We start from the raw sequence: 14,498 nt of genomic DNA, 5'->3' as shown, positions 1-14,498 counted from the left end.
TCAACACACGATTCCAAACCCCGCCGGCGCAAACCGGCGGGGTTTTTGTTTAACGCCCCCCGGAAAGTCGGCCCAGAATAAAAGGACTGGAGCATGGCAAGTTCGGGCACAACATCCATCAAGACGCGCTTTACTGGCGCGCAGTTAATCGTTCATTTACTGGAACGTCAGGGCATTACGATTGTTGCCGGTATTCCTGGCGGGACGGTTCTTCCGCTGTACGACGCCTTAAGCCAGAGCACGCAGATCCGCCATGTGCTGGCGCGTCACGAGCAGGGCGCGGGCTTTATTGCCCAAGGCATGGCGCGTACCGAAGGCAAACCGGCGGTCTGCATGGCCTGTAGCGGGCCGGGGGCCACCAACCTGGTGACCGCCATCGCCGATGCGCGCCTCGACTCTATTCCGTTAGTCTGCATTACCGGCCAGGTGCCTGCCTCGATGATCGGCACCGATGCGTTCCAGGAAGTGGACACCTACGGCATCTCTATCCCCATCACCAAGCACAACTATTTAGTGCGCGATATCAGCGAATTACCGCAGGTTATCAGCGATGCGTTCCGCATTGCGCAGTCCGGCCGTCCAGGCCCGGTGTGGATAGACATTCCTAAGGATGTGCAGACCGCTGAAATTGAGATCGACGTCTTGCCCGACCCAGGCACCCGTGCGCCGTCGCCGGAATTCAGCGCCGACAGCGTGCGCGAAGCCGCCGCGATGATCAACGCCGCAGAACGTCCGGTGCTGTATCTGGGTGGTGGAGTAATCGATGCCCCGCAAGCGGTGCGCACGCTGGCCGAAAAAGCCAGTCTGCCAACCACCATGACCCTGATGGCGCTGGGCATGCTGCCAAAAGCGCACCCGCTGTCGCTGGGGATGCTGGGGATGCACGGCGCGCGCAGCACCAACTTTATCCTGCAGGAAGCCGATCTGCTGATTGTTCTCGGCGCACGTTTTGATGACCGGGCGATTGGCAAAACCGAGCAGTTCTGCCCGAATGCCAAAATCATTCACGTGGATATCGACCGCGCCGAACTGGGCAAAATCAAGCAGCCGCACGTCGCCATTCAGGGTGATGTGAACGAGGTGCTGGCTCAGCTGCTGCCGCAGATTGAGGCCACTCCACGCAGCGCGTGGCATCAGCAGGTGAGCGGATTGCAGCAGGAGTTCCCGGGGGCGATCCCAACCGCTGGCGATCCGCTGAGCCACTACGGGCTGATTAACGCCGTCGCCGCCTGCGTGGACGACAGCGCCATCATCACCACCGACGTGGGTCAGCATCAGATGTGGACGGCGCAGGCCTATCCGCTGAACCGTCCGCGCCAGTGGCTCACCTCCGGCGGGCTGGGGACGATGGGCTTTGGCCTGCCTGCCGCCGTCGGCGCGGCGCTGGCGAATCCGGATCGCAAGGTGATCTGCTTCTCCGGTGACGGCAGCCTGATGATGAACATTCAGGAGATGGCGACCGCCGCGGAAAATCAGCTGGACGTGAAAATCATTCTGATGAACAACGAAGCGCTGGGGCTGGTGCATCAGCAGCAAAGCCTGTTCTACAAGCAGGGGGTGTTTGCTGCGACCTATCCGGGAACGATCAACTTTATGCAGATTGCCGCCGGTTTTGGCCTGCATACCTGCGATTTAAATGCACAAGAGGATGCGCATGCCGCGCTGCAGGCGGCGATCTCACGCCCGGGTCCGGCGCTGATCCACGTGCGTATCGATCCACAACAAAAAGTCTATCCGATGGTTCCGCCGGGTGCGGCCAATACTGAAATGGTGGGGGAATAAGCCATGCAGAAGCAACATGATAACGTCATTCTGGAACTCACCGTCCGCAACCATCCTGGCGTCATGACTCACGTCTGCGGGCTGTTTGCCCGCCGGGCGTTTAACGTAGAAGGCATTCTCTGTCTGCCGATTCAGGGCAGCGAGCACAGCCGCATCTGGCTACTGGTAAACGACGATCAGCGGCTGGAGCAGATGATGGCCCAGATCGACAAGCTGGAAGACGTGGTGAAAGTGGTGCGCAACCAGTCCGATCCGACCATGTTTAACAAAATTGCGGTGTTCTTCGAATAACCTACTCGCTGGCGGAATCCGGGGTGATGACTTTCACAAACCCGTTCCGGCAGTGCGCCGGGTAATCTGCCGGCAGCGGTCGGTCGCTGATCAGCACATCAAAGGCGGACAGCGGCCCGATGCTGGCGGAGGCCACTTCATCAAACAGGGCATACCGCGCCAGCAGGATTTTACGCAGTCCGTGCTGGATGGCCTTGCGTTTGGTGGCGAGGTCATCCGGGTTAAACCAGGTCACACCGTAGTGCTCATGCACGCCGCTGGCGGAGATAAATGCCTTGCGTGGGTTCAGGGAGTCCAGCACCGACGGGTTGCTGGTGTCATAGAAGGCATCGCTCTTTGCCCGGTAGGTGCCGCCGCACAGAATGGCCGTCGCATTCGGTTTTTCGTTGAGCGCAATAAACACCCGGTGCGAGTAGCAGATGCCGGTAAAGGTAATGTCATCCGGGATCATGCTGATGACCAGCGGCATCTCCGGACCATTGTCGAAAAACACCAGATCATTTTCCGCCACCATCCCGGCGGCCAGAATTGCCACCGGCAGATCGTCAGGGTGATGCGTCTGGCTGCGGACTGGCTGAGCGGCAGGCGCCGTCGCCGGCTTGTTGACCATCACGATATACCCGCCCAGCAGCGTTAACGGCAGCACCGTCTCGTGATTGTCGGGGCTCAGGTCGCGACGAATCGTCATCACCGACACTTCCAGCATCCGGGCGGCCTCTTTCAGGTGAATGCGGTCGGTTTTCTTCAGCAGTTCAACCAGACGCCGGATACGTTCTTTTTGTTTTGTTTCCATTCACCTTCTCCGCTACTGCACTGTTCGATGTTTCTATAATAACATTCTTGATGCGTTCGAAACATTTTTCCCGCGGCATACTATACTGCCGGGCGTCACTAAAGAAAAGCCACATTACCTGGCGCGCTATCAGTATAACTCAATGTATTTAATCGTTTTATGTTGTTTGATCACGCTTTGCCATCACCGGGACTCGGAGAAAAAACGGCGAACACGTAAAATGAGTGGTGAAACAATAAACAATCATGAGGATTGTCTAATCGCGATCGCAGTCACAAATGATACGGAAATAACATGATAATGTTACGATAATATCATTGTTATGTGATTGTTGCAGAGAGGAAGTAAAATGGATATCGCGGTTATCGGCTCCAACATGGTGGATCTCATCACTTATATCAACGAGATGCCGAAAGAGGGTGAAACGCTCGAAGCGCCAGCCTTTAAAATTGGCTGTGGCGGCAAAGGGGCCAATCAGGCGGTGGCGGCAGCTAAGCTGAATTCAAAGGTGATGATGCTCACCAAAGTCGGTGACGATATTTTTGCCGATAACACGATCCGTAATCTGGAATCCTGGGGCATCAATACCACTTATGTCGAAAAAGTGCCCTGCACCAGCAGCGGCGTGGCGCCGATTTTTGTGAATGCCAGTTCCAGCAACAGTATTCTGATTGTCAAAGGGGCGAATAAATTCCTCTCGCCGGAAGATATCGATCGCGCGGCCGACGATCTTAAAAAATGTCAGCTCATTGTATTGCAGCTTGAAGTTCAGCTGGAAACCGTTTATCACGCCATCGAATTTGGTAAGAAACACGGTATTCAGGTGTTATTAAATCCGGCACCGGCACTGCGTGAATTAGACATGTCTTATGCCTGTAAATGTGATTTCTTTGTACCGAATGAAACCGAGCTGGAAATTCTGACCGGGATGCCGGTGAATACCTACGAGAATATTTGCCTCGCCGCGAGAACGCTGGTGGATAAAGGGCTGAATAATATTATTGTCACCATGGGCGAAAAAGGTGCGCTGTGGATGACGCGCGATAAAGAAGTGTTCGTCCCGGCATTTAAAGTGAATGCGGTGGATACCAGCGGCGCAGGCGATGCCTTTATCGGCTGCTTCGCGCACTACTACGTCCAGAGCGGCGATGTTGAAGCCGCCATGAAAAAAGCCTCCTTCTTTGCCGCGTTCAGCGTCACCGGAAAAGGCACGCAATCGTCTTACCCGAGCATTGAACAATTCAACGAATTTCTGTCGATGAACGAATAAAACCCTGCACACTAAAAGGTAGCACTATGAACGATAAAAATATCATTCAGATGCCTGACGGCTATCTGAATAAAACCCCTCTGTTCCAGTTTATTTTGTTATCCTGTTTATTCCCGTTATGGGGATGCGCTGCGGCATTAAATGATATATTAATTACGCAGTTTAAAAGTGTATTTGCACTCAGCAATTTTGCTTCTGCGCTGGTGCAAAGTGCTTTTTATGGCGGTTATTTCCTGATCGCCATTCCGGCATCGCTGGTGATTAAAAAGAGCAGCTATAAGATCGCGATTTTAATGGGGCTGACGCTCTATATCGTTGGCTGTACGCTCTTCTTTCCTGCCTCGCACATGGCAACCTACACCATGTTCCTGGCGGCGATTTTCGCCATTGCTATTGGCCTGAGTTTCCTGGAAACCGCAGCCAATACCTACAGCTCGATGCTGGGCCCGAAAGCCTACGCCACGCTGCGTCTTAACGTCAGCCAGACCTTCTACCCGATCGGCGCAGTGGCCGGGATTCTGCTGGGTAAATATCTGGTCTTTTCCGAAGGTGACAGCCTCGAGAAGCAGATGGCCGGGATGAACGCTGAGCAAATCCATCAGTTTAAAATCCTGATGCTGGATAACACCCTCGAACCCTACAAGTACATGATTATGGTGCTGGTTGTGGTGATGGTGCTGTTCCTGCTGACTCGCTTCCCGACCTGTAAAGTGGCAACAACCGCGCAGCACAAACGCCCGTCGGCGATGGAGACCCTGCGTTATCTGGCGGCGAACCCGCGATTTCGTCGTGGCATTATGGCGCAGTTCCTCTACGTGGGTATGCAGGTCGCGGTGTGGTCATTCACCATCCGACTGGCGCTGGAGCTGGGCGATATCAACGAGCGCGATGCCTCCAACTTTATGGTGTACAGCTTCATCTGCTTCTTCATCGGCAAATTTATCGCCAACATTCTGATGACCCGCTTCAACCCGGAAAAAGTGTTAATTCTCTATTCGGTGATCGGGGCGCTGCTGTTGGTCTACGTTGCGCTGGCCCCGAGCTTCAGCGCGGTATATGCGGCGGTGCTGGTGAGCATTCTGTTTGGACCTTGCTGGGCGACCATTTATGCCGGCACGCTGGATACGGTAGATAACGAACATACCGAGATGGCGGGTGCGGTGATCGTGATGGCGATTGTCGGCGCGGCAGTGGTGCCTGCGGTGCAGGGATACGTCGCTGACATGTTCCATTCGTTGCAAGCCTCTTTCCTGGTGTCGATGCTGTGCTTTGTCTATGTCGGCGTCTACTTCTGGCGTGAAAGCAAAGTACGCCGTGAACTGACCGAAGCCACGGCCTCCTGAGGAGATTGAAAATGACGAAACTTCCCCTGTGGCGCACGCTGTTTAATGAACAGCCGCGTACCTTACTGGAAAATGACGACTTCACGGTCACGGCGTTTCGCTATGCCAGCGGCGTGGAAGGGCTGCGCGTGCAGAATGCCCGCGGGCATCTGGTGATCCTCCCGTGGATGGGTCAGATGATCTGGGATGCGGAGTTCGACGGTCGCGATCTGACGATGAAGAACATGTTCAGCCAGCCGCTGCCGGCAAAAGAGGTGGTCACCACTTACGGTTGCTTCGCGTTTCACTCCGGGCTGCTGGCAAACGGCTGCCCTGCACCCGAGGATACGCACCCGCTGCACGGTGAAATGCCGTGTGCGCCAATGGATGATGCCTGGCTCGAGCTGGAGGGCGACAGCCTGCGCATTGGCGGGCGCTATGAGTATGTGATGGGATTCGGTCATCATTATCAGGCGCACCCGTCGGTCACTCTGCATAAAGACAGCGCCCTGTTCGACATCGACATGGCGGTGACCAATCTGGCCTCGGTGCCAATGCCGCTGCAGTACATGTGCCACATGAACTATGCGTACGTTGAGGGGGCCACGTTCAGCCAGAATATCCCCGATGAGGCTATTCAACTGCGCGAATCGATACCGGCACATGTGAAGCCAACCGAACAGTGGCTGGCGTTTAATCAGCGTCTGCAGCAGGGCGAAGCCACGCTGAAGGTGCTGGATGCGCCGCACTATTACGATCCGGAGATTGTCTTTTTTGCCGATCGGCTCGATCGCTATACCGGGACCCCAGAATTTCAGATGATCGCACCCGATGGCGTCACGTTCGTCACCCGCTTTACCAGTGCGGAGCTGAACTACGCCACCCGGTGGATCCTCTACAACGGCGATCAGAGTGTGGCCGCGTTCGCCCTCCCGGCCACCTGTCGCCCGGAAGGTTTCCTGGCGGCGCAAAGTAGCGACAGTCTGATCCACCTGGCTGCGGCCGAAACGCGCCACTTTACGGTGACAACCGGCATCCTCTGACGGCGAAAATCGTTCACAGCTTGAACAGCAGCGCGCTTATCGCTAAGGTAAGCGCGTTTTTCATCCCGCCAGGACCGCACCATGACCACCATCGCGCTTATCGACGATCACCTGATCGTCCGCTCCGGATTTGCCCAGCTTCTGAACCTGGAACCCGACTTTCAGGTTGTGGCCGAATTCGGCTCCGGTCGCGAGGCGCTCGCCGGGTTGCCGGGACGTGGGGTACAGGTATGCATTTGCGATATCTCGATGCCGGACCAATCCGGGCTGGAGCTGCTCAGCCAGTTGCCGAAGGGGATGGCGACGATAATGCTGTCGGTCCACGACAGCCCGGCGCTGGTGGAGCAGGCGCTGAACGCCGGGGCGCGCGGATTTCTCTCTAAACGCTGTAGCCCGGACGAGCTGATCGCCGCCGTTCGTACCGTGGCGACGGGGGGTTGCTACCTGACGCCGGACATCGCCATCAAGCTGGCGGCGGGGCGGCAGGATCCGCTGACGAAGCGCGAACGCCAGGTGGCGGAAAAGCTGGCCCAGGGGATGGCGGTGAAAGAGATCGCCGTCGAGCTTGGCCTGTCGCCGAAAACCGTTCACGTTCACCGCGCCAACCTGATGGAAAAACTCGGCGTCAGCAACGACGTCGAACTGGCCCGCCGCATGTTTGACGGCTGGTAATGAACCCCTTCTTCTCCCGGCTGGTGGCGGTGATCGCCAGCTTCTTTATCTTCTCTGCCGCGTGGTTTTGCCTGTGGAGTATCAGCCTGCACCTGGTCGAGCGCCCGGAGCTGGCGGTGCTGCTCTTCCCCTTTGGCCTGCGTCTGGGGCTGATGCTGCAATGCCCGCGCGGCTACTGGCCGGTTCTGCTCGGGGCAGAGTGGCTGATGGTGTTCTGGCTGGCGCAGGAAGTGGCGCTGGCGCATCTGCCCATATTGATGACCGGAAGCGTGTTGACGCTAATCCCGGTGGCACTCATCTCCCGCTATCGCCACCAGCGCGACTGGCGCACCTTGCTGCGTCAGGGGGCAGCGCTGATCGCCGCCGCGCTGCTGCAATCGCTGGCGTGGATCAACCAACCCGAGGCATTTAACGCCCTGCTGCTGACCCTGACCGGCGGGCTGACGCTGGCCCCCACCTGCCTTGTTATCTGGCACTATCTCACCAGCACCGTCTGGCAGCCGCTGGGGCCGGGGCTGGTGTCGCAGCCGGTGAACTGGCGCGCTCGCCATTTGATTGGCTACGTGCTGCTGTTTGTGGTGAGCCTGTGGCTGCAGCTTGGCCTGCCTGCAGAACTGTCGCGCTTTACCCCGTTCTGTCTGGCGCTGCCGATCATCGCCCTCGCGTGGCATTACGGCTGGCAGGGGGCGCTGATTGCGACCCTGATGAACGCCATTGCGTTGATTGCCAGCCAGACCTGGCACGACCATCCGGTGGATTTGCTGCTGTCGCTGCTGGCGCAGAGCCTCACCGGACTGCTGCTCGGAGCGGGGATCCAGCGTCTGCGCGAGCTGAACCAGTCCCTGCAAACCGAGCTGGCGCGCAACCGCCGCCTGGCCGAGCGGCTGCTGGAGACCGAAGAGCACGTCCGCCGGGAGGTGGCGCGCGAACTGCATGACGATATCGGGCAGACCATCACTGCGATTCGTACTCAGGCGGGTATCGTTCAGCGCCTGGCCCCGGACAACGCCGGTGTGAAGCAGGGCGGGGCGCATATCGAACAGCTTTCTCTCGGGGTGTATGACTCAGTGCGCCGTCTGCTGGGGCGGCTGCGTCCGCGTCAGCTGGACGATCTCTCGCTTGAACAGGCGGTACGTTCCCTGATGCGCGAGATGGAGCTGGAAAGCCGCGGCATCGTCAGCCATCTCGACTGGCATATCGACGAGACGACGCTGAGCGAAGGCCAGCGCGTGACCCTGTTCCGCGTCTGCCAGGAAGGGCTGAATAATATCGTCAAGCACGCCAGCGCCAGCGCGGTAACGCTACAGGGGTGGCAGCAGGATGAGCGGCTGATGCTGCTGCTTGAGGATGACGGCTGCGGGCTGCCGACCGGTTCCGCGCAGCAGGGCTTTGGCCTGGCGGGAATGCGCGAGCGCGTCACGGCGCTGGGCGGTACGCTGGCTATCTCCTGCACCCACGGTACCCGCGTCAGCGTCAGTTTGCCGCTAAGGACACATCATGTTTAAAACCCCCGCCAACGCTGCGCCGATCGGCGACAAAGCCGAGATCGACGCCCGCTATCGCTACTGGCGGCGGCATATTTTGCTTACCATCTGGCTCGGCTACGCGCTGTTCTATTTCACCCGCAAAAGCTTTAACGCTGCCGCGCCGGAGATCCTCGCCAGCGGGGTGATGACCCGCACCGATATCGGCCTGCTGGCCACGCTGTTTTACATCACCTACGGCCTGTCGAAGTTCGTCTCCGGCATAGTCAGCGATCGCTCCAACGCCCGTTACTTTATGGGGCTGGGGCTGATCGCCACCGGGGTGGTCAATATTCTGTTCGGCTTCTCCACCTCGCTGTGGGCCTTTGCCCTGCTGTGGGCGCTGAACGCCTTTTTCCAGGGCTGGGGATCGCCGGTTTGCGCCCGTCTGCTGACCAGTTGGTATTCGCGTACCGAGCGCGGCGGCTGGTGGGCCCTCTGGAACACTGCGCACAACGTCGGCGGGGCGCTGATCCCGATCGTGGTCGGGGCGGCGGCGCTGCACTACGGCTGGCGTGCGGGGATGATGATTGCCGGTAGCCTGGCGATCCTCGCCGGGCTGTTTTTGTGCTGGCGACTGCGGGACAGGCCGCAAACCGTCGGCCTGCCGCCGATTGGCGACTGGCGGCATGACGCGCTGGAGATTGCCCAGCAGCAGGAAGGCGAGGGGCTCACGCGCCGGGAAATCCTCACCAAATACGTGCTGCTGAACCCGTATATCTGGCTGCTTTCCCTGTGCTACGTGCTGGTGTATATCGTGCGCGCGGCGATCAATGACTGGGGCAATCTGTACATGTCCGAGACGCTGGGCGTCGATCTGGTCACCGCCAACTCGGCGGTGTCGATGTTTGAGCTGGGCGGGTTTATCGGCGCGTTGGTTGCCGGCTGGGGTTCGGACAAGTTGTTCAATGGCAACCGCGGGCCGATGAACCTGATTTTTGCTGCCGGGATTTTGCTCTCGGTCGGTTCACTGTGGCTGATGCCCTTCGCCAGCTACGTGATGCAGGCAGCCTGCTTCTTCACCACCGGCTTTTTCGTCTTTGGACCGCAGATGCTGATTGGCATGGCGGCGGCGGAGTGTTCGCACAAAGATGCGGCGGGCGCGGCAACCGGCTTTGTTGGCCTGTTCGCCTATCTGGGCGCATCACTCTCCGGCTGGCCGTTGGCGCGGGTGATCGACACCTGGCACTGGAGCGGATTCTTCGCGGCGATCGCCATCGCGGCGGGCATTTCCGCCCTGCTGCTGCTGCCGTTCCTCAATGCCCAGACGCCGCGTGAGGCCAGTGAAGCGTGATGTACCTCACCCTTTTGTCCCGAGTGGGCCAAAACTAAGATATTTTCCCGGTTCCACCTGGACGCTGTCTCAGGCGACGCCCCCGGCTGATTTTTACAATGCCTGCCATTCGCAGGTATAAAAATCAGCTCAGGAGCAACCCAACATGCTGGCCTTCCTCAACCAGGTGCGCAAGCCGACCCTGGATCTGCCGCTCGATGTGCGGCGTAAAATGTGGTTCAAACCCTTCATGCAGTCTTATCTGGTGGTCTTTATCGGCTACCTGACCATGTATTTGATCCGCAAAAACTTTAACATCGCCCAGAACGACATGATCTCCACCTACGGGCTGAGCATGACCCAGCTGGGGATGATTGGTCTCGGCTTCTCCATCACTTACGGCGTGGGTAAAACCCTGGTGTCGTACTACGCGGACGGCAAAAATACCAAGCAGTTCCTGCCGTTTATGCTGATCCTCTCCGCGATTTGTATGCTCGGCTTCAGCGCCAGCATGGGCACCGGCTCGGTCAGCCTGTTTATGATGATCGCCTTCTACGCCTTAAGCGGTTTCTTCCAGAGTACCGGCGGGTCGTGCAGCTACTCGACCATCACCAAATGGACCCCGCGGCGCAAGCGCGGTTCCTACCTGGGCATGTGGAACATCTCCCACAACCTCGGCGGTGCGGGTGCGGCTGGCGTGGCGCTGTTCGGGGCCAATGTTCTGTTCGACGGCCATGTGATCGGCATGTTCATCTTCCCGTCGATCATCGCTCTGGTGGTCGGCTTTATCGGTCTGCGCTACGGCAGCGACTCCCCGGAATCGTACGGCCTCGGCAAAGCGGAAGAGCTGTTTGACGAAGAGATCAGCGAAGAGGACAAAGAGACCGAAGAGAACGACATGACCAAATGGCAGATCTTCGTCGAGTACGTGCTGAAGAATAAGGTCATCTGGCTGCTGTGCTTCTCCAACATCTTCCTGTACGTGGTGCGCATTGGTATCGATCAGTGGTCTACCGTCTACGCCTTCCAGGAGCTGAAGCTCTCTAAAGAGGTGGCGATCCAGGGCTTTACCCTGTTTGAAGTGGGGGCCCTGGTCGGCACCTTGCTGTGGGGCTGGCTGTCGGATCTGGCCAACGGTCGCCGGGCACTGGTGGCCTGCGTGGCGCTGGCATTGATTATCGCCACCCTCGGCGTGTACCAGCATGCCAGCAACCAGTATGTCTACCTGGCCTCGCTGTTTGCGCTCGGCTTCCTGGTGTTTGGCCCGCAATTACTGATTGGCGTAGCCGCCGTTGGCTTCGTGCCGAAAAAAGCGATCGGCGCTGCCGATGGAATTAAAGGCACCTTCGCTTATCTGATCGGCGACAGCTTCGCCAAGCTGGGACTGGGGATGATTGCCGACGGCACGCCGATCTTTGGCCTCACCGGCTGGGCGGGCACCTTTGCCGCGCTGGACGCCGCCGCCATCGCCTGTATCTGCCTGATGGCGATGGTCGCAGTGCTCGAAGAGCGCAAAATCCGTCGCGAAAAACGCCTGCGTCAGTTACACGCTGCCTGAGTGCACAGGTGACGTTTTGCCCGGCCTCGCGCCGGGCTTTTTTATGCCCGCCGCTGCGCGCGTCCGGCTATCTTTTTTCCTGGCGCTGTTCCACTGTTTATCCGTTCATTAATACGGCGTTGTCTGCTGTTGATGCGTAGCATTTCCCGATATCATGCTCGGCTAACCGTAAGGAGAGTTCATGGTCTGGATAATGCTGGCTACGCTTGCCGTGGTGTTTGTGGTGGGCTTTCGCGTCATGACGTCGGGGCCCCGGCGCGCCATTCGTCGTCTGAGCGAGCGTCTGGGGATCACCCCGGTTCCCGTGGAATCGATGATCGACCAGTTTGGCAAAAGCGCCGGCAACGAGTTTATCCGCTACCTTGAACGCCCGGACGAGTCCCATCTGCAAAACGCCGCACAGGTGCTGTTGATCTGGCAGGTGTGCATTGTCGACAGCAGTGAAAATAACCTGCTGAGCTGGTATCGCCTGCTGCGCAAGGCGCGGCTGGCCGCGCCGATTACCGATGCCCAGATCCGTATGACGCTCGGCTTTATGCGCGATATGGAGCCGGATCCGTATGAGCTTAACGCCTTCCAGCTGCGCTATAACCAGCTGTTCCTGCCGGAAGAGGGTGTTTTCTACCTGCACTGATTCTCGTCGGCGGGCGAAGTGAACAATAGTTGTCAAAACGTTAAATGGATCACATTTAAGATGTTAAACTGCGCGGCTTTCCGCTCATTTTATCTTCAGGTGATTCATGACAGAACAGATCCACTCCGCCCCTTCGCCCCATGCCAAAGCGGTGTCGCGCCCTAACTGGTCGGCGGTTTTTTCCGTGGCGTTTTGCGTCGCCTGCCTGATTACCGTGGAGTTTTTACCGGTCAGCCTGCTGACGCCGATGGCGCAGGATCTGGGTATTTCCGAAGGGTTAGCGGGCCAGTCGGTGACCGTCACCGCCTTTGTCGCCATGTTTGCCAGCCTGTTTATCACCCAGGTGATTGGCACCACCGATCGCCGCAAAGTGGTGATCCTCTTTTCTGTGCTGCTGACCCTCTCCTGCCTGCTGGTCTCTTTTGCCGATAGCTTTGCGCTACTGCTGCTGGGTCGCGCCTGTCTGGGACTGGGGCTTGGCGGATTCTGGGCGATGTCGGCGTCACTCACCATGCGGCTGGTGCCGGCGCGCACGGTGCCGAAAGCGCTGTCGGTGATTTTTGGTGCCGTCTCCATTGCGCTGGTGATCGCCGCGCCGCTGGGCAGCTTCCTCGGCGGGATTATCGGCTGGCGGAACGTCTTTAACGGTGCCGCGGTGATGGGCGTGCTGTGCATCCTGTGGGTATGGAAAGCGCTGCCGTCGCTGCCGGGCGAAGCCGCGCATCACAAGCAGAACATGTTCAGCCTCCTGAAACGCCCTGGCGTGCTGGCGGGGATGAGCGCCATCTTTATGGCCTTTGCCGGGCAGTTTGCCTTCTTTACCTACATCCGCCCGGTGTTTACGAACCTGGCCGGGTTTGATGTTGATGGTCTGACGCTGGTGCTTTTAAGCTTCGGTATCGCCAGCTTTGTGGGTACTTCGCTGTCGGCGCAGTTCCTGAAACGCTCCCTGAAACTTGCCCTCGCGGGTGCGCCGCTGGTGCTGGCCCTCAGCGCCGTGGTGCTGATCCTGTGGGGCAGCGACAAGTGGGTGGCGTCGGCGGTTGCGATTATCTGGGGCTTTGCTTTTGCGCTGATCCCGGTGGGCTGGTCGACGTGGATCACCCGCTCGTTGGCCGATCAGGCGGAAAAAGCCGGTTCCATTCAGGTGGCGGTGATCCAGCTGGCGAACACCTGCGGGGCGGCGGTTGGCGGCGTTGCGCTCGACCATCTGGGACTGACGTCACCGCTGGTGATTTCCGGCACGCTGATGCTGATCACCGCGCTGCTGGTGGCGGGGAAAGTGAAGGCGCAGTAAGTAAATTCCCCTCTCACCCTAACCCTCTCCCCACAGGGGAGAGGGGACTGCCCGGTGCCGTCTTTTCCCCCTCGCTCCTATGGGGAGAGGGCCGGGGTGAGGGGCAATGGCTACGCGGATTTCTGTACGCGTCTGCGTGAATCCATCGAAATCAGCACCACCGACGATACAATCAGCAGCGTGCCCAGCCAGTCAGGCAGGGTAAACGCCACCCCCAGCAACATCACCGACAGCAGGGCGCTGCTCAGCGGCTCGGCACAGCTCAGAATGCTCGCTTTCGGGCCACCAATCATCTGCGCACCTTTCAGATACAGACTGAAGGTCACCGCCGTACCGATCACCACCAGGTAGAAGAATGCCAGCAGCAGGCTGCCATCAATCACAAAGGTGGTGTCGCGTCCGGCATAGAAGGGGGTCAGCATTAATCCAGCCAGCAGCATACTCCAGCCGACAATCGGCAGCGTGCCGTAGCGGGCAATCAGCGTAGACGGATAGGTGGTATAAAACGCGGCGGCGAAGGCGGAGGCGATGCCCCAGCAGAGCGCGGCAGGGGAGATGGTCAGTGAGGTCGGATCCCCGTGGGTCACCAGTAAAAAGGTGCCGATAAGCGAAGTCATGATCGCCGCCAGCACAAACATGCCCGGGCGCTTTTTACGCGCCAGCGCGAACCACGCCACGATAATGGTCGGCGACAGGAACTGCAGCACGGTGGCGGTGGCGGCGTTGGATTTTTCGATGGTGACCAGGAAGGTCAGCTGGACGATAAGCGCCCCGAACAGGGAAAAAATCAGCAGGCTGATGGCGTCTTTACGGTTTTTGATGACCGAGAAAATCTTGTCGCCGTGCACAAACGACAGCGTCAGCAGGATCACCCCGGCAAACAGCAGACGAACCATGGTGAGGTAAGGCGAGGAAATATGACTTTTCTCCATGATGTACTGCGCGCAAACCCCTGAACTTCCCCATAAAATGGCGGCGACCAGGACATTCAGCATCCCTTTTTTTGTGGCACCCATGTTCTCCCCTGCGATGTGTTGGTT

The 14,498-nt window shown here is 58.5% G+C and carries 13 protein-coding genes; 11 read left to right on the top strand and 2 right to left on the bottom strand.

Translation table 11 applies throughout. The features are described from left to right. Positions 1-93: 93 nt before the first annotated feature. Positions 94-1,782 carry an acetolactate synthase large subunit gene (ilvB, locus tag M8014_RS14035; protein WP_271283033.1) on the top strand — a complete coding sequence of 563 codons (1,689 nt, stop codon included), beginning with the start codon at positions 94-96 and terminating at the stop codon, positions 1,780-1,782. Positions 1,783-1,785: 3 nt separating this feature from the next. After that, the gene (gene ilvN, locus M8014_RS14030; protein WP_271283032.1) at positions 1,786-2,073 is read left to right on the top strand and encodes an acetolactate synthase small subunit; all 288 of its coding nucleotides are present in this window, start codon (positions 1,786-1,788) and stop codon (positions 2,071-2,073) included. Between the two features lies 1 nt (position 2,074). Here ilvN and M8014_RS14025 read toward each other — a convergent pair whose 3' ends face one another. Further along, positions 2,075-2,866, bottom strand: a complete 792-nt coding sequence (locus M8014_RS14025) for a DeoR family transcriptional regulator (protein ID WP_271283031.1) — start codon at positions 2,864-2,866, stop codon at positions 2,075-2,077. 349 nt (positions 2,867-3,215) lie between these two features. On the opposite strand from M8014_RS14025, the gene rbsK reads away from it, so the two are divergent. The 9 genes from rbsK to nepI all read left to right on the top strand — a co-directional run bounded on the left by rbsK (position 3,216) and on the right by nepI (position 13,458). Next, positions 3,216-4,136, top strand: a complete 921-nt coding sequence (gene rbsK, locus M8014_RS14020; RefSeq protein ID WP_271283030.1) for a ribokinase — start codon at positions 3,216-3,218, stop codon at positions 4,134-4,136. A gap of 26 nt (positions 4,137-4,162) precedes the next feature. Beyond that, positions 4,163-5,479, top strand: coding sequence for an L-fucose:H+ symporter permease (gene fucP, locus M8014_RS14015; RefSeq protein ID WP_271283029.1), 1,317 nt, complete (start codon positions 4,163-4,165; stop codon positions 5,477-5,479). An 11-nt stretch (positions 5,480-5,490) separates the two neighbouring features. Then, on the top strand, positions 5,491-6,501 hold the full coding sequence (locus tag M8014_RS14010) for an aldose 1-epimerase family protein (protein WP_271283028.1): 1,011 nt from the start codon (positions 5,491-5,493) through the stop codon (positions 6,499-6,501). Positions 6,502-6,582: 81 nt separating this feature from the next. Continuing rightward, positions 6,583-7,173 (top strand): response regulator transcription factor UhpA, encoded by a 591-nt coding sequence (gene uhpA, locus M8014_RS14005; RefSeq protein ID WP_271283027.1) that lies wholly within the window; start codon positions 6,583-6,585, stop codon positions 7,171-7,173. Continuing rightward, positions 7,173-8,678, top strand: coding sequence for a signal transduction histidine-protein kinase/phosphatase UhpB (uhpB, locus tag M8014_RS14000; protein ID WP_271283026.1), 1,506 nt, complete (start codon positions 7,173-7,175; stop codon positions 8,676-8,678). Before uhpA ends, uhpB begins: the two co-directional genes overlap by 1 nt. Further along, positions 8,671-9,990: an MFS transporter gene (gene uhpC, locus M8014_RS13995; protein ID WP_271283025.1), complete on the top strand. Its 1,320-nt coding sequence runs from the start codon at positions 8,671-8,673 to the stop codon at positions 9,988-9,990. Before uhpB ends, uhpC begins: the two co-directional genes overlap by 8 nt. Before the next feature lie 145 nt (positions 9,991-10,135). After that, positions 10,136-11,527 carry a hexose-6-phosphate:phosphate antiporter gene (gene uhpT, locus M8014_RS13990; protein ID WP_271283024.1) on the top strand — a complete coding sequence of 464 codons (1,392 nt, stop codon included), beginning with the start codon at positions 10,136-10,138 and terminating at the stop codon, positions 11,525-11,527. Between the two features lie 181 nt (positions 11,528-11,708). Then, positions 11,709-12,161: a DUF1198 domain-containing protein gene (locus tag M8014_RS13985; protein ID WP_271283023.1), complete on the top strand. Its 453-nt coding sequence runs from the start codon at positions 11,709-11,711 to the stop codon at positions 12,159-12,161. A 106-nt stretch (positions 12,162-12,267) separates the two neighbouring features. Further along, the gene (gene nepI / locus M8014_RS13980) at positions 12,268-13,458 is read left to right on the top strand and encodes a purine ribonucleoside efflux pump NepI (RefSeq protein ID WP_271283022.1); all 1,191 of its coding nucleotides are present in this window, start codon (positions 12,268-12,270) and stop codon (positions 13,456-13,458) included. 110 nt (positions 13,459-13,568) lie between these two features. Here nepI and M8014_RS13975 read toward each other — a convergent pair whose 3' ends face one another. After that, positions 13,569-14,474 carry a DMT family transporter gene (locus M8014_RS13975; RefSeq protein WP_271283021.1) on the bottom strand — a complete coding sequence of 302 codons (906 nt, stop codon included), beginning with the start codon at positions 14,472-14,474 and terminating at the stop codon, positions 13,569-13,571. Between the last annotated feature and the right edge of the window lie 24 nt (positions 14,475-14,498).

This window comes from Silvania hatchlandensis (assembly GCF_025564065.1).
Classification (GTDB): Bacteria; Pseudomonadota; Gammaproteobacteria; order Enterobacterales; family Enterobacteriaceae; genus Enterobacter; species Enterobacter hatchlandensis.
Note: the sequence above shows the minus strand (reverse complement) of the source record. Positions and strands in the feature narration are given on the sequence as shown.